This is a genomic window from Dactylosporangium maewongense (genome assembly GCF_039531485.1).
Taxonomy (GTDB): Bacteria; Actinomycetota; Actinomycetes; order Mycobacteriales; family Micromonosporaceae; genus Dactylosporangium; species Dactylosporangium maewongense.
Genome location: NZ_BAAAQD010000022.1, coordinates 32,746 through 51,026, shown reverse-complemented (window position 1 = coordinate 51,026; position 18,281 = coordinate 32,746). Strand labels below are relative to the sequence as shown.

Genomic DNA, 18,281 nt, shown 5'->3' with positions numbered 1-18,281 from the left:
CGGGGGCCGGCACGGAATCCGGACGGGGTGGAGCCATGGCAGGTGTGGTGCCGGGGCCGCGGGAGCGGCGGGCGGACGGGTGCACGGTGGAGTTCACGATCGGCGGGGTGCCCGGGGCGATGACGACCGGGCACGGGATGGACGGCACGCTGCGGCGGGTGGACCTGCGGGCGGGGGTGCACGGGTCCGAGCTGGCCGGGCTGGCCGACGCGCTCGCCACGGCGATCACGCTCGGGCTGCAGCACGGAGCGCCGCCGGCCGCGTACATCGACGTGCTGCGGCGGCTCGAGCTGGACGCGCCGATCGAGGACGGCAACCCGCTCGTCGAGGCGCTGGGGTCCGCACCCGAGTAGACGGCACGTCAGATGGCGTCGCGAGGGGTACCGACGCGGAACCCCTCGCGACGCGACCCGCGCTGGCCGAGCCGGTGGTGACGATGCCCCGGTCGTGGCGCAGGAGCGTGCCGGCCGCCCGGCCGGTCAGGCGGCGGGCTGGAACAGCTCGATCGCGTTGCCGGACGGGTCCTGCAGGAGGATCTGGTGGCCGCCGGGGCCGCTCACGATGTCGTTGCGGAAGGTGAGGCCGGCGGCGCGCAGGCGGGCGACCTCGGCGGGGAGGTCGTCGACGAGGAGATGGATCCGGTTCCAGCCGCCGGGTCCGGGCACCGCGCCGTCGGGCATGGGGCGGCCGGCGGAGCTGGCGGGGCCGCTCAGCAGGAGGCGGAGCCGGCCACGGACCACGTCGGCGAAGGCCGGCGCGGCGTCGGTCCTGACCGTGAAGCCCAGGTGGGTGGTGTAGAACGCGACGGCGGCCGGGACGTCGCCGACCATGTACCGGACGTGGACCAGATCCTTCAGTTCGAGGCTCATCACTGCGACCTTTCGAGGGTGCTGTCGATGGCGTGCAGCAGGAACGTGATGCGGGTCGTCAGGTCTTCGGCGGTGCGGGCGAACGGCGACGGCTCGGTCGAGGTCGCCGGGTCGGGCAGGCTCCAGTGGGCGAGGGCGGGCGCGCCGGCGAACGCGGGGCGCAGCTCGCGGACGCGGTCGCACAGGCTGATCACGTGGTCGAAGGGCTCGTCGGCGAAGACGCTCAGGTGCTTCGGGTGGCGGCCGGCGATGTCGATGCCGGCGGCGCGCATGACGCGGACCGCCTCGGGGTGCACGGGCTTGGGGTCGCTGCCGGCGCTGGCGGCCCGGACCCTGCCGCCGCCCAGCCGCTCCAGCAGCGCCTCGGCCATCTGGGAGCGGGAGCTGTTGCCCGTGCACAGGAACAACACGCGGACGGGGGTGCGGGGGAAGGACGGCGGCGGCTCCGCGGGGGCGAGGCGCACGCCGGGGTGCAACGCGAGACCGGCCGAGGCGAGCTGCGCGCGGTACTCGACCAGGTCGAGGCTGTAATACGTGTCGCGCTTGTCGGCGGAGCTGCGCCGGGTCCGGACCAGGCCACCGGAGCGCAGCTGGGCGAGGTGGTAGGAGGTCAGGCTCTGCCGCTGGCCGACCAGCGCCGCCAGCTCGCCGACCTGCCGGTCGCTGCGCGACAGCTCCCGCAGCAGCTGCCACCGCACGGGATGCCCGGCCAGGCGCAGCACGCCCGGTGGTGAATCCTCCATGAACTCAGAATACATCAAATCAAACTGATGGTTACGCCGATCGCAGCGGCGATGAGGAGGGTGGGAACCACGCCCCGGCGCAGCGGCAGCAGCAGGACCGCGGCGCCGGCGAGGACGGCGAACTGCCACGGCTCGCGCAGCGCGGCGGTGAGCAGGATCGCGGAGCCGAGGATCGCACCGATGGCGGCGGGGCCGGCGCCGTCGAGGAACGCCCGGACCCGCGCGTCGCCCCGCAGGCGGTCGAAGCGGTGCGCGCCGAGCAGGATGAACGCGAACGACGGGCTGAACGCCACGACCGAGGCGAGCACGCCGCCGCCGATGCCCGCCGCGGCGTAGCCGACCACCGCGACGGTGTGCACGACGGGGCCCGGCGTGATCTGCCCGAGCGCGACCGCGTTGAGGAACTGCGCGTCGGTCATCCAGTGGAAGCGATCGACGGCGTCGGCCCGCATCAGCGGGATGATGACGAAGCCGCCACCGTACGACAGCGCGCCGACCTTCAGCGCCACCCAGGCGATCGACAGCAGCACTCCCCCGCCCGCGCCGGCCGCGGCGAGCAGCGGCAGGCCGGGAGCGCGCCGGGTGCCGGCGACGGTGAGCGCGGCCTCCAGCACGCCGCAGGCGAGCAGGACGAGGACGAGCCACGGGCCGAGGGTCGCCGCGGCCACGATCCCGACGGCGACGTACAGCACCCAGCGCACCTTGCTGCCCGACTGCCAGGCCCGCTGCCGGCTCGCCGGGAGGAGGCTCCAGCCGGCCTGGACCGCGACCGCCGCGACGGCCGCGCCGGCGCCGGCCCCGGCACCGCGCACCCATGCGGGCGGCGACCCGGCCAGGAACAGCACGGACAGGGCGAGGATCAGGACGAGGCCCGGCACGATGAACGCGGCCCCGCCGACGAGCGCGCCGACCCGCCCGCGGACCCGCCACGCACAGAAGATGGCGAGCTGGGTCGAGGCCGGGCCGGGCAGCAGGTTGCAGGCCGCGACCGCGTCCTCGAACTCGGTCGCGTCCAGCCACCGGCGGCGGTCCACGCACAGCTGCCGCAGCAGCGCGATGTGCGAGGGCGGGCCGCCGAAGCCGACGCAGCCGATCCGCCCCCACTCCTTGAGCACGGTGAGCAGTCCGACCTGAGGGTCCACGACGAGCACCTTACACCAGTCCAGTTTGATGCACTTGTGCCCCGACGGCCGCCGGCCGCGGTCGGCCGGCCACCCACGGCGGCGAGGTCGTCAGGCCCCGAAAGAACGGGCTGACCAGGGCGTTGAGGTTCCCGCAGGGTTTCGGCAGGGTCCTCGCGGCAACATCGCCGGTGACCACTGGTCCCAGTGGGTCATCGGGGGAACGCGCGCCGGTCCCGGCCGGCGCGCGTTACGACCACGGGGATGCCGATGTCGTTCTCGTTCCAGATTCTCGGGCAGCTCACGGTGCGTTCCGGTGCGGTCCCGGTCGAGCTGCCCGCCGGCAAGCCGCAGGCACTGCTCGCCGCGCTGCTGCTCAACGCCAACCGCCTCGTCCCGGTCGACCGGCTCGTCGACGCGCTGTGGGACGAGGCGCCGCCCCGCTCGGCGGTGGCGAACGTCCGCACGTACGCGGTCCGCGTCCGGAAGCTGCTCGCCGACCCGGACACCGTCGCCGGCTCGCGGCTGCTCGGCCAGGAGCGGGCCTACCGGATCGCCGTCCAGCCCGGCGAGCTCGACCTGACCGAGTTCACGGAGCTCGCCGCGCAGGGCCGCGCGGCGCTGCGGGCCGGCGACCCGTCGCGGGCGGTCGAGCGGCTCATCGCCGCCCTCGCGTGCTGGCGCGACGACCACGCGGGCGTCGGCCTGCCCCGCCCCGGCGGGCTCGGGCAGCGCCTCGCCGCGGTCGACGACGAGCGGCTGCGCACCGTCGAGGACCTCGTCGACGCGCGGCTCACCCTGCAACACCACGAGGTCCTCATCGGCGAGCTGCGGCGCACCGTCGTGGAGCACCCGCTGCGCGAACGCACCTGGGGGCAGCTGATGCGCGCCCTGTACCGCGCCGGCGACGTCTCCGGCGCGCTGCGCTGCTTCCTGGAGGCGCGCGCCGCGCTGCGCGAGCGGATGGGCGTCGACCCGGGCCCGGAGCTGCGGCGCCTGCACGCGGCGATGCTGGCCCGCGACCCGGCGCTCGACGAGACCGCGCCGTGCCAGCCGTTCGCGGCGCATCCCGGGGCGCCCGCCTTCGCGGCGCTCCCGGTCCCCGCGCACCGGCCGCGGCCGGAACCGCCGCGGCAGCTGCCGCCCGGCCCCGCGGTGCTGGTCGGGCGCGAGCCGGCGGTGGACGCCGTCCTCTCGGCGGTCGCCACCGGCGCCCGGGCCGTCTGCGTCTCCGGGCCGCCGGGCGTCGGCGCGTCCGCGTTCGCCGTGCACGCCGCGCACCTGCTCGCCGACAGGTACCCGGACGGGCAGCTCTTCGTGCGGCTGGGCACCGCCGACCCGGCCGCGGCGGCAGCGCACCTGCTGCACTCGCTCGGCGTCGCCGACGAGACGGTCCCGCGCGGGCTCGCCGCCCGCACCGCCCGCCTGCGGACCGCGCTCGCGAGCCGCCGGGTGCTGCTGCTCGTCGACGGCGTCGACGACGTCGCGCAGGTCCGGCCGCTGCTGCCGGCCGCCCCGGGGTGCCTCGCGGTGATCGCCGCCAGCCGGCCGCTGCCGACGATCGACGGTGTCGCGCTGGTGCCGCTGGACCCCCTGTCCCGGTCCGACGCCGTCGCGCTGCTGCTCGGCTCGCTCGGCCCCGCGCAGGATCCGGTGGCGCTCGACGAGGTCGCCGCCCACTGCGAGGGCCTGCCGGCGGCGCTGCGCATCGTCGTGGCGCGGTTGCTGGGCCGCCCGGACCGGTCCGCGGCCGCGTGCGCCCGGCGGCTGCGGGCGCCGGAGCGCCGCCTCGACGAGTTGCGCGCGCACGACCTGTCGATCCGGGAGAGCCTCGCCGCCCGCTGCGCCACGGTCAGCGCCGCCGCGATGGACGCGCTGCGGACCCTCGCCGGCCTGCCGCAGCCGGTGACGACGCACGACCTCGCCGCCGCGTCCACGCTGAGCCCCGACCGGGCCGGCGACGCGCTCGACGAGCTGGTCGACGCGCGGCTCGTCACCGCCGACGGCACCGGCGGCCACCGTGCCGGAGACCTCGTCCGCCTGTTCGCCGCGCAGATGGCCCCGGCCGATGTATAGCGGTGCCGGGGACGTTGTATCCGCCCTGGACCCGCTCCGTCCGTAAGCCCCCGCCGGAACCGGCCGCCGGACATCCAGCCCTGGCCGGTCAGGCGGTGGGTGTCGTGGCCGCCCGAGACGCACAGTGCCGTCGTCCCGCCCGGCGAGGCGGTGCTTCGCCTGCGAGCCCGGGCGGCCGCTCGCCGATCCTGCCGGCGGCCGCACGCACAGCCGTCCACCTCCCCCGATGCCGCGCCGGAGGTCTCCGCGCCGATGGCAGCTGCCGTAGGATGCGTCGATACGCCGGACCGGCATCGTCGATACAACGGGGGACGGGGAGGTCCATGGAGTTCCGGCTGCTCGGACCGATCGAGGCGTGGACCGCCACCCGGCGGCTGGACGCCGGGCCGCCGCGCCAGCGCCTGGTGCTCGCGGCGGTGGCCGCCGACGCCGGCCGGCTCGTGCCGATCGAGACCATCATCGACCGGGTCTGGGCCGGCGACGCGCCCGACCGGGCCAGGCACGCGCTGTACGTGTACGTCGCCCGGCTCCGCGGCGCCCTGCAGGACGGCGGCGCGTCGCCGCTGGTCCGCCGCTCCGGCGGCTACGTCCTCGACGTCGACCCGGAGGCCGTGGACCTGCACCGGTTCCGGGCCCTCACCGAGCAAGCCCGCGACCCGCGAACCTCCGACACCGCCCGGGTCGCGGCGCTGCGGCAGGCCCTGGACCTGTGGCGGGGCGCACCGCTCGCCGACGTGGCCGGCCCGTGGGCCGAGCGCATGCGCGAGAGCTGGCGCCAGCAGCGCCTCGACGCCGCGGTCGCCTGGGCGCAGGCGGCGCTGCGACTCGGCCAAGGCGGAGGTGACGGCGCAGGTGGAGGCGGGGGCGCGGGCGCGGGCGCGGTGGAGCCGCTCATCGGCCCGCTGACCGAGCTGGCCGCGGAGCACCCCTACGCCGAGTCCCTGGCCGCGGCCCTCATCGAGGCGCTGCACGAGAGCGGGCACCAGGCGGAGGCGCTCGACCGGTACACCAGAATCCGCCGCAAACTCGTCGACGACCTCGGCACCGAGCCGGGCGCGGAGCTGCGCGACCTGCACGCCCGGCTGCTGCGGCAGGCCGGCGCCCCGGAAACCCCGGCGCCGCAGCCCGCCGCACCGGTCCCGGCCGCCGCGCAGCTCCCCCTCGACCTGCACAGTTTCACGGGCCGCACGGCCGAGCTCGACCGTCTCGACGCGATCCTCGAGGAGGCCGTCGTCCTCGCCACGGTCACCGGCACCGCGGGCGTCGGCAAGACCAGCCTCACCGTCCACTGGGCGCACCGCGTCGCCGGCCGCTTCCCCGACGGGCAGCTCTACGCCGACCTCAACGGCTTCGGCGGCGCCGACACCGTCGTCACGCCCGCCCAGGCGGTCCGCGGGTTCCTCGACGCGCTGGGCGTGCCGCCGCGGCGCGTCCCGGCCGACCTGGCCGCGCAGACCGCGCTGTTCCGCAGCCTGACCTCGGGCCGGCGCATCCTCATCGTGCTCGACAACGCCCGCGACGCCGACCACGCCCGGCCGCTGCTGCCCGGCGGCCCCGGCTGCCTCGTCGTCGTCACCAGCCGGACCAACCTCGCGGGGCTCATCGCCGCCGAGGGCGCCCAACCGGTCCCCCTCGACCTGCTGACCCACGGGGAGGCGACCCGCCTGCTCGCCCGGCGGCTCGGCCGCGCCCGCCTCGACGCCGAGCCGTCCGCCGTCGACGAGATCGTGGCCGCCTGCGCCGGCCTGCCGCTCGCCCTGGCGATCGTCGCCGCGCGCGCCGCGCTGCGCCCGCACCAGCCGCTCGCCGACCTCGCCGCCGAGCTGCGCGACGACCTCGACCAGTTCGACGTCGGCGACACCCGCGGCGACGTGCGGGCCGTGTTCTCCTCGTCGTACCGCACCCTGAGCGACGCGGCGGCCCGCCTGTTCCGGCTGATCGGCCTGCACCCCGGCCCGGACATCAGTGCGCCGGCCGCGGCGAGCCTGCTCGGCGTGCCGGTGAAGGAGGCGAGGACGCTGCTCGCCGACCTCGTCCGGGCGCACCTGCTCACCGAGCCGGCCGCCGGCCGGTTCGCCGCGCACGACCTGCTGCGCCGGTACGCGGCCGAGCTGGCGGCCAAGGACCCGGCCGGCGAGCGCACCGCGGCGACGCGGCGGCTGCTGGAGTACTACCTGCACACCGCGTTCGCCGCGACCACGCTCCAGCACCCGTTCCAGGTGCGCGTCCCCGACCCGGCGCCGCCGTCCGCCGGTGTCGTGCCGCCCGCGCTCGCCGACCAGGCGGCCGCGAGCCGGTGGTTCGCCGCCGAGTATCCGGTGCTCACCGCCGCCGTCCACGCGGCCGCCACGACCGGGTTCGACTCGCTCGCCTGGCAGATCGCCTGGACGCTCACGAACTTCTTCCAGCGGCAGGGCCGCCACCACGACTGGATCGCCACCCAGCGGGTCGCGCTCGCGGCGGCGCACCGCTGCGGCGACCGGCACGGCGAGGCGCACCTGCAACGGGTTCTGGGCCGCGGCCACCTCGCCCTGGCCAACTACGACGACGCGCACGCCGCCCTCACCGCGTCGCTGGAGCTGTTCCGCGGTCTCGACGACCCCGTCGGCCGGGCCGCGACCCACCTGAACCTCGGCGAGGTGCACGAGGCGCAGGGCGACAACGCGGCGGCGCTCGACCACGCCGAGCAGGCCCTCGCGCTGTACCGCACGACCGACCGGCCCTCCAGCCTCGCCTACGCGTTGAACGCGTCCGCCTGGTACCACATCGAGCTCGGCGACCCGGGCCAGGCGGTCGGGCACTGCCGGCAGGCGCTCGCCCTGCAGCAGAAGATCGACGACCGGCACGGGCAGGCCGCGACCCTGGACACGCTCGCCTACGCCCACCACCGCATGGGCGTGTTCGCGGACGCGATCGCCTGCTACCGCCGCGCCGTCGCCCTCACCCACGCCCTCGCCGACAGCCCCAACGAGGCGGGCATCGGCGACCGGCTCGGCGACGCCCTCTTCGACTCGGGCGACCTGCCGGCCGCGCAGGCCGAGTGGCGCAAGGCGATGAAGATCTACGACGAGCTGACCCACCCGGCGGCCGACAAGATCCGCGCCAAGCTGGCCGCGCGGCTGCCCCAGGGGGTGACCGGATGACGACGCACCACCGCGCGCCGCGGCGGCTCACCCTGGTCGCGGCCGTCTCGACGCTGCTGGCCGCGCTGCCGGTCGGCACGCTCTTCAACAACGCCACCTGGGCGCTGCACGCCGCCCTCGTCGTGGCCGCGATGTGCGCCACCGGCCTGCTCGTGCGCAGCGTCCGCGCGCCGTCCTGGGCGCCGACCCCGGCCATGGCGCTCGCCGGCCTGCTCGTCCTGACCTGGTCGTTCCGCAGCGGCCACGAGTACGCGGGGATCCTCCCCTCACCGGGCACCTTCGCCCACTTCCGCGACCTGCTGCGGACCGCCGCCGCCGACCTGGCCAGGTTCGCGCCGCCGGTCACCGACCGCGAAGGCCTCATGTTCCTGGCGGTCCTCGGCGTCGCCGCCGTCGCGCTCCTCGTCGACCAGCTCGCGGTCGTGCAGCGCCAACCCGCCCTCGCCGGGCTGCCGATGCTGGCCGTCTACGCCGTGCCGGTCACCGCGAGCAGCGCGAGCACCAGCTGGCTGCCGTTCGTCCTCGGCGCCGCGGGCTTCCTGTGGCTGCTCGGCACCGACAGCGTCGACCGGATCCACCGGTTCGGCCGCCGGCTCGGCGGCGCCGGCCCGCGGACGCCGTCGCCGCTGGCCGCGGCCGGGCGGCGGCTCGGTGCCGCCGGGGTGGGCCTCGCCGTCCTCGTGCCGCTGGTCCCCTTCGCGCTGCCCGGCATCGGCCTCGACCGTCTCGGTGGCGCCGGTGACCCCGGAGGCGACGAGGTCAGCATGGTCGCCGCGTTCGCCGCGCGGCTGCGGCAGGGCCCCACATCCGACATGGTGCGGGTGACCGGCGCGACCGACCCCGACCCGTACTACCTGCGCCTCGGCGTCCTGGAGCAGCTGACCCGTCAGGGCTTCACCGCCCGCCCGCCCGGCGACACCGGCCGGCTCACCGGACCCGACTGGGGCGCGTCGGTCCGCAGCACCGCCTACCGGGCCGACATCGAGATCGTCAGCGGTCTCGGCGATGGTCTGCTGCCGGTGTACGCCTGGCCGACGAGCATCACCGGCGCGGGCGCCGGCTGGCGCTTCGACGGGCGGACCGGCGTCGTGCACGCCGAGCGGCGGGCCGCCCCCGGGCTGCGGTACACGGTCGGCTACGTGCGGCCCGACGTCACGCCCGGCGACCTGCGCGGGGCCGCCCCGGTCGACCCCGGCGACCCGGCGTTCAACGACACCCTCGCCGTGCCCGACGACCCGGCCGTCCGGTCCATCGTGGAGCGGCTGGTCCAGGGCCGGGCGACGCCGTACGACCGGCTCGACGCGATCCACGCGTTCTTCGCGCCGTTCACCTACGACACGCAGGTGGACGCGGACCTCGACCTGGCCGGGTTCCTGCGGACCAGGCGCGGGTTCTGCGTCCAGTACGCCGCCGCGTTCGGCTGGCTGCTGCGCGCCGCGGGGATCCCGTCGCGGGTCGTGATCGGCTTCGCCCGCGGCACCCGCAGCGGCGGCACGACCACGATGACCAACCGCGACCTGCACGCCTGGACCGAGGCGTACTTCCCCGGCTTCGGCTGGCTGCCGTTCGACGCGACCCCGGCGGGGGCGATCGCCGGCTCGGCGTCCACCGCGTACCTGCCCGGCCCGGACGCCACCGCCGCCCCCACCGCCGCTGCCACCGACGGGCGGCCGGGCGGCGCCGTGGCACGCCCGTCCGCGTCCGCGGCGCCCGCTCCGACCGCCGCTGCGGAGCCGCCGGCGCCCGCCCCGAAGGCTTCCGGCCCGGCGACGGCGGTCGTCCTGTGGGTGCTCGGCGGCGCGATCGCCGTGCTGCTCCTGCTCGTCCCGGCGGCGCTGCGCGGGCGGGTCCGGCGGGCGCGGCTGGCCCGCGCGTCGGCCGCGACGCCGGGCGAGGAGGCCGCGAGGGCGCGCGCCCACCACGCCTGGGACGAGCTGATCGACACGATGCTCGACTACCGGGTGCCCGTCCACGACGGCGAGTCCCCGCGCGCCACCGTCGCCCGCCTCGTCGTCGACGGCCGGCTCCGCGTCGAGACCCGCGACGGTGTGCGGCTGCTCAACGAGGTCGAGGAGCACGCCCGGTACGCCCGCCGCCCCCTGCCCACCCCCGAGCTGCGGGCCGCGCTGGGTGCGGTCCGCGCCGACCTGGCCGGGCACGCCACCGCCGCGATCCGGGTGCGGGCGGTCCTGTTGCCACCGTCCCTGCTCCGCCGCCGCCCGACCAGCGCCGCAACCGCACGGTCGTCGCCCCGGACGCCAGCACACGCAACCTCGCACCGTCGTCCGCCGCCACGCTGACCGCCGCACCCGGTCGATCACGCGTCTCGGCCCGCGACAGCAACGGCACCAACCGCTGATGCGGTCGCTGCCCAGGGAGCTGTGGCTGCTTCAACCGCGCGGTCTCGAAGCGCCACGCGGAACGCAGGCTGCCGGCCCTCACCGGCGACGGACACCCGACGACGCCCCGCGACCGATGACCACCCCGGCAGCGACGCCGGCCGACGGAGCCGTCGCGGCAGCGGGTGTGAGGCGCGGTGGCGGCACGAGCAGCGGCAGCGGCGCCAGCAGGCGCTCGGGCGGGGTCAGCCGGCCGCCGCCGTGGGCCGCGCACGCGTCGCACGGCGGCAGGTGGCGGGCGATCCGCTTGCGCCACAACGGATCCGGGCGGCCGTCCCAGGACGCCGTCAGGTCGGTCAGCGCCGGGCACCCCGGCCGGGCGCGCAGCGCAGCCACGACCCGCCGGGCGGTGTCGAGCTGTTCGCGCATGCGCTGCACCCGCACCGCCACGTGCGCGACCGGCAGGGCCACCGCCGCCGCCACGTCGGCCCGGCTCAGGTGCCCGCCGACCTCGAGCCACCACAGCGACAGCAGGTCCCGGTAGGACGGGTCCAGCCAGCGCGTCGCGTCGGCGACGTCCCGCTGCTCGTGGGTCAGCGCCTGCCGCAGCATGACGAGGCCGATGAAGTCCGACGCCGGGTCGGGCCGTTCGGCGAGGCCCCCGAACCGGCTCTCGCGGGCCAGCCGGCGCCGGCGCGCGGCGGCGCGGGCGTCGGTCAGGTGCCGCAGCGCGACCGTGACCACCCAGGCGCGCAGCCGGGCCGGCTCGCGCGCCACCACCGGCCCCGCCGCCAGGCCGGTCATCGCGTCCCGGACGATGTCGTCGACGTCCAGGTCCCGGTCCGCGGCCCGGCCCACCACGCTGTACACCAGCGGAAGAAACCGCGCGGCCAGCTCCCGCATCGCCGCCCGGTCCCCGTCACGGGCCGCCGCCGCGAGTTCGTCGTCCAGTCGCTCCAATGTGTCCACTGCCTGCTCCGGTCTGTCGCATGATGCCGCGGGCGCCCGCGGACGCCCCTTCGCGCACAACAGACCGGAACCGGTCCCGCCGGATAACAGCTTCTTCCACCACGACGACGGCACCGGGGGTACGTGCGGCAGGATCTCTCCGTGGGCGAGCAGGCATGGGACGGCACAACCAAAGCAGGCACCAACAAAGCTGACATGGCGCGGCGGCAGCGGCTCGCCGACTGCGCGAAGCGCTACGACTGGGCCGGTGTCTTCGCGGTACTGGCGGAAGAGCCCGGACTGGTGAACTCGGCCCGCCCCGGCGGCGCGTCCTGGTTCGCGCCGCTGCACCAGGCGGCGCACGGCGGCGCGCCCGTCGAGGTCGTGGAGCGGCTCGTCGCGCTCGGCGCCTGGCGCGGGCTGCGGACCGCCGCCGGGGACCGCCCCGCCGACCTCGCCCGGCGCGCGAACCACGCGCACCTCGCCGCGGCGCTCGAGCCGCCGCGGCGCTTCGACGTGCCCGCCGGGACGCTGCGCCGGATCCAGGTGTTCGTCCACGCGGTGATCCGGGCCCGCTTGCAGCACCTCGTCGACCAGCACGCCCTGCGGCTGCCGGAGCTGGAGGTGCTGCTGGAGCTGGCCGAGCCGCGGATGTCGTTCCAGGTGCCGGGCATGCACGGGCGGTTCGAGCTCCGCCTCGACCCGGCCGGGCCGGACACCAGGTTGATCGTCGACGTGTTCGCCGAGCGGCACGAGGTCACCGCGCGGGAGGTGCGCGTGCGGGAGCGGCCCGACCCGCCGCTCGTCGCGGTGCCCGGGGAGGGTGCCGGGTTCGCGGAGCTGGTGACGTTCGCCCACACGTACAACGGCTATGACCTGCACGGTGGCTCCGAAGGCCTGGCCGAGGTCGTCGCCCCGGCGCGCCGCGAATGGGAGCGCACCGGTGGCCTGCCCGGCGACCTCGACGTGCTGCGCGCGTGCCTGTTCTTCCAGCAGCGGTCGCACTACTGGGACGGCGGCTCGTGGGACTTCGGGACCGACCGGTTCGTCGTCGCGCTCCTCGCCCGCATCCGTGAGCTGTCCGGCGGCACGGTGCCGCACCGTTCCATGAAGGACCCGGGCTGAGCGTCGCCCTTACGCGGCCTGCCGCTTGCGGAGCGCGGCGACGGCCTTGTCGGCGTGCACGTCCATCCGGATCTCGCTCTTGATGACCTCGAGGATCGTGCGGTCGGTGTCGATGACGAAGGTGATGCGCTTCGTCGCGGTGAGGCCGAGGGGGCCGCGCCCGACGCCGAACAGGGCCCGCACGACGCCGTCGCGGTCCGACAGCAGCGGATAGCCGAGGCTGTGCTTCTTCGCGAACTCCGCCTGCCGCTCGACCTCGTCGCCGCTGATCCCGACCGGATGCCCGCCGACGGCCTTGAGCTCGGTGTACACGTCGCGGAAGTGGCACGCCTCGGCGGTGCAGCCGGCGGTCAGCGCCGCCGGGTAGAAGAACAGGACCACCGGCCCGTCCGCGAGCAGGCCGGTGAGTGACCGGGTCACCCCCTGCTCGTCCGCGAGCTCGAAGTCCTCGACGACGTCCCCGACGTTCATGCGACCATCCCCTCATTCAAGATCCGCGCTCATCCTGTTCGCCGCGCGGGGCGGGCGCAACCGGCGGCTCCCGGAAAGGTGCCACACCCGCGGCGGCGGGCCGGCGGGCGGGCGCCGCGCGGCTACGGTCCGGACGTGACCCGATCCCAGTGGACGCAGCGGATACGGCAGGCCGACCCGCGCCACGGCGCGCTGTTCGTCCTGTCCGTCGCCGCGGTGACCGCGTTCGCTGTGCTCATCACGTTACTGGTGCCGCCGGCGCCCACTGCGTACGGTGCCGGAATCGCCCTCACCGGGCCGGTCGTCCGGCCCGACGAGAACCCGCTGTTCGCGATCCAGGAGGTCCTGGCCCAGCAGTCGGCGGCGCTGCTGCGCGGCGACCGCGACGGCTACCTGCAGGCGATCGCCGCCGACGACGCGCCGCTGCGGGAGCAGGCCGGCCGGCGGTTCGACTCGCTCACGGCGCTGCGCGTGCGGCGCTGGACGATGGAGACCGCCGACCTGCCGTCCCGCAACGACGACACGTGGCGGGTGCCGGTCGACGTCGGCTACTGCTTCGCCGACGACGACTGCACGCCCGTGCGGCTGCGCGTCGCCACGACGTGGTCGGTGGTGCACGGCCGGCTGCGGCTCTCCGGGTATGAGCAGACCCACCGCCCCTGGGACGCGACAACCCTCGCAGTCAAGGAGGGCAGCCGGGTCACCGTGGCCGGACCGGCCGGCGACGCCGCGGGTTACCCGGTGGTGCTGGACCGGGTGCTGCGCGCGGCGGAGGCGGCCACCGTCACCGACGACCGCTTCGCCGCCTCGTTCGACGGCCCGCCGAAGCGGTACTTCGTCTACGTCGCGGGCGAGGAGCAGTGGAAGGACTGGTACGCGGGCGGCGCCGCCAACGCCGGTGCCTACACGATCCCGCTGCAGCCCGGCGCGGCCGACGTCGTCGTCGACCACAAGACGATGACCGACTCGTGGCTGCCCACCCTGATCACCCACGAGTTCGCCCACGTCGTGACCCTCGGCGGGATCGCCCCGCCCGGCCCCGCATGGTGGCTGACCGAGGGCGTCGCCGCGTACATCGCCAACGGCGAGGGCGGTGAGCTGCGCAACGACCTGCCGTCGGTCCGCGGGCACCTGGCGGCCGGCAAGTGGGACGGCTCGCTGGTCCTCACCCGCCCGCCGGCGGACGCCACGTTCGACGAGACCGCCGCCCGTTACGGCATCGCCCTGCTCGCCGTCACCTACCTCGCCCAGCGCTACGGCGAGGCGAAGATGCTGGCCTTCTTCACGGAGGTCGTCCGCAAGCGCCGCACCGTCGACACCGCCGCCCAGTCGGTGTTCGGCACCCCCTGGCAGACCGTGTCCACCGACGCCACCGCATCCGTCCGTGCCGCAGCGAACTGAAGGGACATCGCCATGCGATCCGTCGCACCCGCGCTCCTGCTCACCGTGACCGCGCTCGCCGCCTGCTCAGGCACCGCCACCCCCGCACCGGCCCCACCGCGGACGACCGCCGCCGCCACCTCCAGCGCGACGGCAGCGGCGGCGGCGTCACCGGTCGCCGGCTGCGAGTTCTATCAGGCGGCCGACGCGAAGGCCGTGCTCGGCGCCGAGCTCAAGCCCGCGCCGAAGCTCACCGACAACGAGCCCGGCAAGACCGACACGAAGTTCACGTCGTGCGTGTACTGGACCGCCGACGACCAGCGTTACGCCAACGTCGGCTACCGTCGCGCCCTGACGCCGGCCGGCGCCGCCGACAACCGCTCGCAGTTCACCCGGCAGCGCACCGCCGACGCCGTCGCCGTCGCGGGCGTCGGCAGCGACGCGTACTGGGACACCCCCAACGGCCAGGTCCTCGTCCTGGCTGCCGGCGACGCCCTGCTCGTCATCTCCACCGGCATCAAGGACGCGCCGAAGGCCGGCAGAAGCCGGCCCGACACGGAGAAGCTCGCCCGGCTCGTCGTCGCCCACCTGCCCGGGTAGTCGGTCAGGGGCCTGTCAGGGGCGCAGGGCGAGCTTGCCGGTCGTGGTGCGGGACTGGAGGGCGGCGAGGACCTCCGGCCCGTCGGCCAGCGGGTGCACGGCCGGGGTGCCGGGGGTCAGGACGCCGGCCGCGCGGAGTGCGGAGAGCTCGGTGAGCAGCGCCGCGTAAAGGTCGGGTGCGGTGTCGATGAGGATGCCGAGGTGCAGGCCGATGACGTGGACGGGGTGGGTGAAGTTCAGCTCGCGGTTGCTGACCGTGGCGTCGCCGCCGGCCACGCCGTAGACGACGACCCGGCCGGTGACCCGGCGGGCCGCGGCGAGGGCGGCGCGGAATGACGCGCCGCCGGCCGACTCCAGCACCAGGTCGGCGCCGCGGCCGGCGGTGAGGCGCAGCGTGCCGGCGGCGACGTCGGCGGTCCGGGCGTCGAGGACGTGCGCCGCGCCCAGCTCTCGCACCAGGTCGTGCTTGCCGGCGGAGGCGGCGGCGATGACCGTCGCGCCGTAGTGGACGGCGAGGCGCGTCGCGGCCTGGCCGACGGCGCCTGCGGCGGCCGTGATCAGCACGGTCTCGCCCGCGGTGACGCGGCCGAGGGGGCGCAGCGCGGCGAGGGCGGTGGCCCAGTTGAGCAGGAGCCCGAGGGCCTGTTCGTCGGTCCAGCCGGCCGGCACGGGCGTCAGCGCGGCCGCGTTCAGCAGCATGTACTCGGCGAAGGCGCCGGCGCCCGTACCGGCGACGTGATCGCCGACATGGACGGCGGTGACGTGCGGTCCGGCCGCGACGACCTCACCCGCCGCCTCGAGCCCGGCGACGAACGGTGCCGCCGGGCCGCCCTCGTAGGTGCCGTGGGACCGCATGACGTCGGCGTAGTTGACGCCCGCCGCGCCGACGCGGATCAGGACCTCGCCGGGGCCCGGGACGGGCACGGGGGCGTCGGTGACGAGCCGGAGGCCGGCGGGGCCGTGCAGGGAGGTCTGGAGAAGCGCTCGCATGGCGCGACCGTAGAACCTTCACGGTTGCGTGAGGGTCAAGCGCGCGGCCCGCAGGTAGGCGTCGAGGGCGTCGCGGTTGCGGGTCAGGCACGCGATGCGGCGCTGCAGCTGCTCCACCTGCCGGGCGACCTCCTCCAGGAAGTACGCGCAGGGTGTGGCGGGCAGCACCTGCGAGGGGCCGTCGAGGAACGGCAGGACGTCGCGGATGATCCTGGTCGGCAGGCCGCTGTCGATCAGCGCCCGGATCTGCCCCACCGCGTCCACGGCGTCCTCACCGAAGTCCCGGTAGCCGTTGCTGCACCGGCCGGGGTGCAGCAGCCCCTCGTCCTCGTAGTGCCGCAACGCCCGGACACTGACGCCCGTCCGCCGCGACAGCTCGCCGATCTTCATGCCTCGAACATAACGCTCCGCAGGTAGGCGAGGCCGTCCAGCGCGAGGCGGTCCTGGGTCTCGGCGAGCGGGCGCCAGATCGACGCGGCGGTGGCGATGGTCTCGTTCTCCGCCGTGAAGGACTCGATGCACAGCGCGCCCGTGTAGCCGGCCTTGTCCAGCGCCGCGAGGAACCGGGGCCAGTCCAGGTGGTCGTTGCCCGGTGCGCCGCGGTCGGTCCCGCTGACCTGCACGTGCTTCACGAAAGGTCCGGCAACCGCCACGGCCGCATAGGGATCACGTTCTTCGATGTTCATGTGGTACGTGTCGAGCATGATCCCCACGTTGGCGGGCAGGCCTTCGATCAGCTCGACGGTCTGCTCCATCGTGTTGACGACGCTCGTCTCGTAGCGGTTCAGGGCCTCGACGCCGATGGTGACGCCGAGCTCCCCGGCGTGCTCGGCGACGGGCGCGAGTCCTTCCCGGAAGTCCCGGTAGCAGGCCTGCCGCTCCGGCGGGGTCATCCGCCAGGTGCGGCCGACGGCGGCGTAGACCGGCCCGCCGACGCAGGGCGCGCCGACGGCCGCCGCCGCGTCGACGCAGGCCCGTAGATAGGCCCGGGTCGACGCGACGGTGGCGTCGTCGGTGCAGACCAGGTCGCGGCCCGGCGGCGTGACCGCGCAGACCCCGGCGGCGCGGAGGCCGTGCGCGACGAGAAGGTCGCTCGTGCGCGCCGGGTCCCAGTCACCGACCTGCTCGATCGGCAGCTCGACCGCGTCGAAGCCCCATTCGGCGAGGCGTGGCACGAGCGCAGCGAGGGCGGCGTCGTCGACGGGCGAGGACCAGATCCAGGGGTTGGCACCGATGGCGCGCACGAGCGGCTCCTTCTACTTCCAGCGTTGGGGGTAGCCGGGCAGGTCGGTGCAGCCGCACATGGCGTAGTGCAGCGGCGGCATGTTGGCGTCGACGTACTTGTCGAGGTTGTCCTGGGTGATCGTCGGCTGGGGCAGCTTCCACGGGCTGGACACCTGCTCGCCGTTGAGAATGCGAAGGGCGGCGATGATCGGGGTGCGCCACTGGTAGGTCGGGTAGGTGGGCGCGATCGCGGTGAGCTTCTTGTCCTTCCACAGCTTCAGGAAGTCCAGCTGGTCCTCGCCGTTGATCGGCGGGACCGGCTTGCCCGCGTCCTGGAACGCCTCGACCGCGGCGACAGCGGTGGCACCGGCGTCCATCCAGATGCCGTCGATCGTGCCGTACCGCTGGATGTAGTCGTTGACGATCTTCTTCGTCTTCGCCGGGTCACCATCGGTGAACTCGACACCGACGACGTTGACCTTCGCCTTGTCGAACTGAACCTTCGCCGCCGACCAGCGGGTCTCCAGGACGTCGACGCCGGGCAGGATCCGCAGCGCGAGGACCTTACCGCCGGACTTGACCTTCTCCGACAAGAACGACGCACCGACGTGCCCGAACCCGTAACCGCCGATCGGGTTGATGAACGTGACCGGACACTTCGTGTCCACGCCACGGTCGAACACGATGACCGGCAAACCCTTGGCGCAGGCCGCCTCCACAGCGGGCGTCAACGTCGCGGTCGTGTTCGGGGAGACGATGAGCGCGTCACAGCCCTTGCCCAGCAGGTCGTTGATATCAGCGATCTGCTTGCTGTCCTTGCCCTCCGCGTCAACGTGCACAAACTCCTTGATCTTCGACTTCTGCGCCTCGACCTCGGCCTGCATCACCTTGAACCCGACCTGCCGCCACGGATTGTTCAACGCGGCATTGGAGAAACACACCTTGTACGGGCCGGCCTTCTTGAACTTCGCCGTATCCACCAGCTTCGGGTTGAGCACCTGCTCCCACGGCTTGTCAGCCGGGCCAGTCGCCGTCGCCTGCAACAACGACAGCTCATTGTCGTAATCGGCCTGCACGAAGAACTTCGACTGCTCGCCAGTCCCCGACCCCGCCGCCGCGGTCGACGACGCGGCACCGGAGGCGGTCGTGGTCGGCTCATCGGTGGCACAACCGGTCAGAATCAGCAACGCAGCACTCATCGCCGCGACAACGGACGTGGATCGTCTCACGTGTTCTCCTATGGATGGGGTGT

At 75.1% G+C, this 18,281-nt stretch carries 16 protein-coding genes; 7 read left to right on the top strand and 9 right to left on the bottom strand.

Features of this window, described 5'->3' with window-relative positions:
* The first annotated feature begins 35 nt into the window (after window positions 1-35).
* A complete protein-coding gene (locus tag ABD332_RS42105; RefSeq protein ID WP_344509451.1) occupies window positions 36-353 on the top strand; it encodes a TSCPD domain-containing protein in 318 nt (105 codons plus the stop codon).
* Window positions 354-479: 126 nt separating this feature from the next.
* Here the strand turns inward: ABD332_RS42105 and ABD332_RS42100 are convergent, their stop codons facing one another.
* From ABD332_RS42100 to chrA, 3 genes are read right to left on the bottom strand one after another with little or no spacing between them, the layout of a single operon-like run.
* Window positions 480-869: a VOC family protein gene (locus ABD332_RS42100; protein WP_344509449.1), complete on the bottom strand. Its 390-nt coding sequence runs from the start codon at window positions 867-869 to the stop codon at window positions 480-482.
* Window positions 869-1,612: an arsenate reductase/protein-tyrosine-phosphatase family protein gene (locus ABD332_RS42095; protein ID WP_344509447.1), complete on the bottom strand. Its 744-nt coding sequence runs from the start codon at window positions 1,610-1,612 to the stop codon at window positions 869-871. Before ABD332_RS42095 ends, ABD332_RS42100 begins: the two co-directional genes overlap by 1 nt.
* Before the next feature lie 14 nt (window positions 1,613-1,626).
* The gene (gene chrA / locus ABD332_RS42090; RefSeq protein ID WP_344509445.1) at window positions 1,627-2,754 is read right to left on the bottom strand and encodes a chromate efflux transporter; all 1,128 of its coding nucleotides are present in this window, start codon (window positions 2,752-2,754) and stop codon (window positions 1,627-1,629) included.
* Window positions 2,755-2,997: 243 nt separating this feature from the next.
* Here chrA and ABD332_RS42085 point away from each other — a divergent pair, with 243 nt between their 5' ends.
* The 3 genes from ABD332_RS42085 to ABD332_RS42075 all read left to right on the top strand — a co-directional run bounded on the left by ABD332_RS42085 (window position 2,998) and on the right by ABD332_RS42075 (window position 10,252).
* A complete protein-coding gene (locus ABD332_RS42085; protein WP_344509443.1) occupies window positions 2,998-4,809 on the top strand; it encodes an AfsR/SARP family transcriptional regulator in 1,812 nt (603 codons plus the stop codon).
* Between the two features lie 323 nt (window positions 4,810-5,132).
* A complete protein-coding gene (locus tag ABD332_RS42080) occupies window positions 5,133-7,952 on the top strand; it encodes an AfsR/SARP family transcriptional regulator (RefSeq protein ID WP_344509441.1) in 2,820 nt (939 codons plus the stop codon).
* Window positions 7,949-10,252: a transglutaminaseTgpA domain-containing protein gene (locus ABD332_RS42075; protein WP_344509439.1), complete on the top strand. Its 2,304-nt coding sequence runs from the start codon at window positions 7,949-7,951 to the stop codon at window positions 10,250-10,252. The genes ABD332_RS42080 and ABD332_RS42075 overlap by 4 nt, the downstream gene beginning before the upstream one ends.
* 138 nt (window positions 10,253-10,390) lie before the next feature.
* On the opposite strand, the gene ABD332_RS42070 is transcribed toward ABD332_RS42075, so the two are convergent.
* Complete coding sequence (locus ABD332_RS42070; protein WP_344509437.1) at window positions 10,391-11,260, bottom strand: sigma-70 family RNA polymerase sigma factor; 870 nt, start codon at window positions 11,258-11,260, stop codon at window positions 10,391-10,393.
* Window positions 11,261-11,455: 195 nt separating this feature from the next.
* On the opposite strand from ABD332_RS42070, the gene ABD332_RS42065 reads away from it, so the two are divergent.
* Window positions 11,456-12,364 (top strand): ankyrin repeat domain-containing protein, encoded by a 909-nt coding sequence (locus ABD332_RS42065; protein ID WP_344509436.1) that lies wholly within the window; start codon window positions 11,456-11,458, stop codon window positions 12,362-12,364.
* A 9-nt stretch (window positions 12,365-12,373) separates the two neighbouring features.
* Here ABD332_RS42065 and ABD332_RS42060 read toward each other — a convergent pair whose 3' ends face one another.
* Window positions 12,374-12,835, bottom strand: a complete 462-nt coding sequence (locus ABD332_RS42060) for a peroxiredoxin (RefSeq protein WP_344509434.1) — start codon at window positions 12,833-12,835, stop codon at window positions 12,374-12,376.
* A gap of 135 nt (window positions 12,836-12,970) precedes the next feature.
* Between ABD332_RS42060 and ABD332_RS42055 the strand changes: the two genes are divergently transcribed.
* Both ABD332_RS42055 and ABD332_RS42050 read left to right on the top strand, forming a co-directional pair.
* Window positions 12,971-14,236, top strand: coding sequence for a hypothetical protein (locus ABD332_RS42055; protein WP_344509432.1), 1,266 nt, complete (start codon window positions 12,971-12,973; stop codon window positions 14,234-14,236).
* A 12-nt stretch (window positions 14,237-14,248) separates the two neighbouring features.
* On the top strand, window positions 14,249-14,815 hold the full coding sequence (locus ABD332_RS42050; RefSeq protein WP_344509430.1) for a hypothetical protein: 567 nt from the start codon (window positions 14,249-14,251) through the stop codon (window positions 14,813-14,815).
* Window positions 14,816-14,830: 15 nt separating this feature from the next.
* Here ABD332_RS42050 and ABD332_RS42045 read toward each other — a convergent pair whose 3' ends face one another.
* From ABD332_RS42045 to ABD332_RS42030, 4 genes are read right to left on the bottom strand one after another with little or no spacing between them, the layout of a single operon-like run.
* A complete protein-coding gene (locus tag ABD332_RS42045) occupies window positions 14,831-15,805 on the bottom strand; it encodes a zinc-binding dehydrogenase (protein WP_344509428.1) in 975 nt (324 codons plus the stop codon).
* 18 nt (window positions 15,806-15,823) lie between these two features.
* Window positions 15,824-16,195 (bottom strand): MerR family transcriptional regulator, encoded by a 372-nt coding sequence (locus ABD332_RS42040; protein ID WP_344509426.1) that lies wholly within the window; start codon window positions 16,193-16,195, stop codon window positions 15,824-15,826.
* Complete coding sequence (locus ABD332_RS42035; RefSeq protein WP_344509424.1) at window positions 16,192-17,049, bottom strand: sugar phosphate isomerase/epimerase family protein; 858 nt, start codon at window positions 17,047-17,049, stop codon at window positions 16,192-16,194. Before ABD332_RS42035 ends, ABD332_RS42040 begins: the two co-directional genes overlap by 4 nt.
* A gap of 12 nt (window positions 17,050-17,061) precedes the next feature.
* A complete protein-coding gene (locus ABD332_RS42030) occupies window positions 17,062-18,258 on the bottom strand; it encodes an ABC transporter substrate-binding protein (RefSeq protein WP_344509422.1) in 1,197 nt (398 codons plus the stop codon).
* Between the last annotated feature and the right edge of the window lie 23 nt (window positions 18,259-18,281).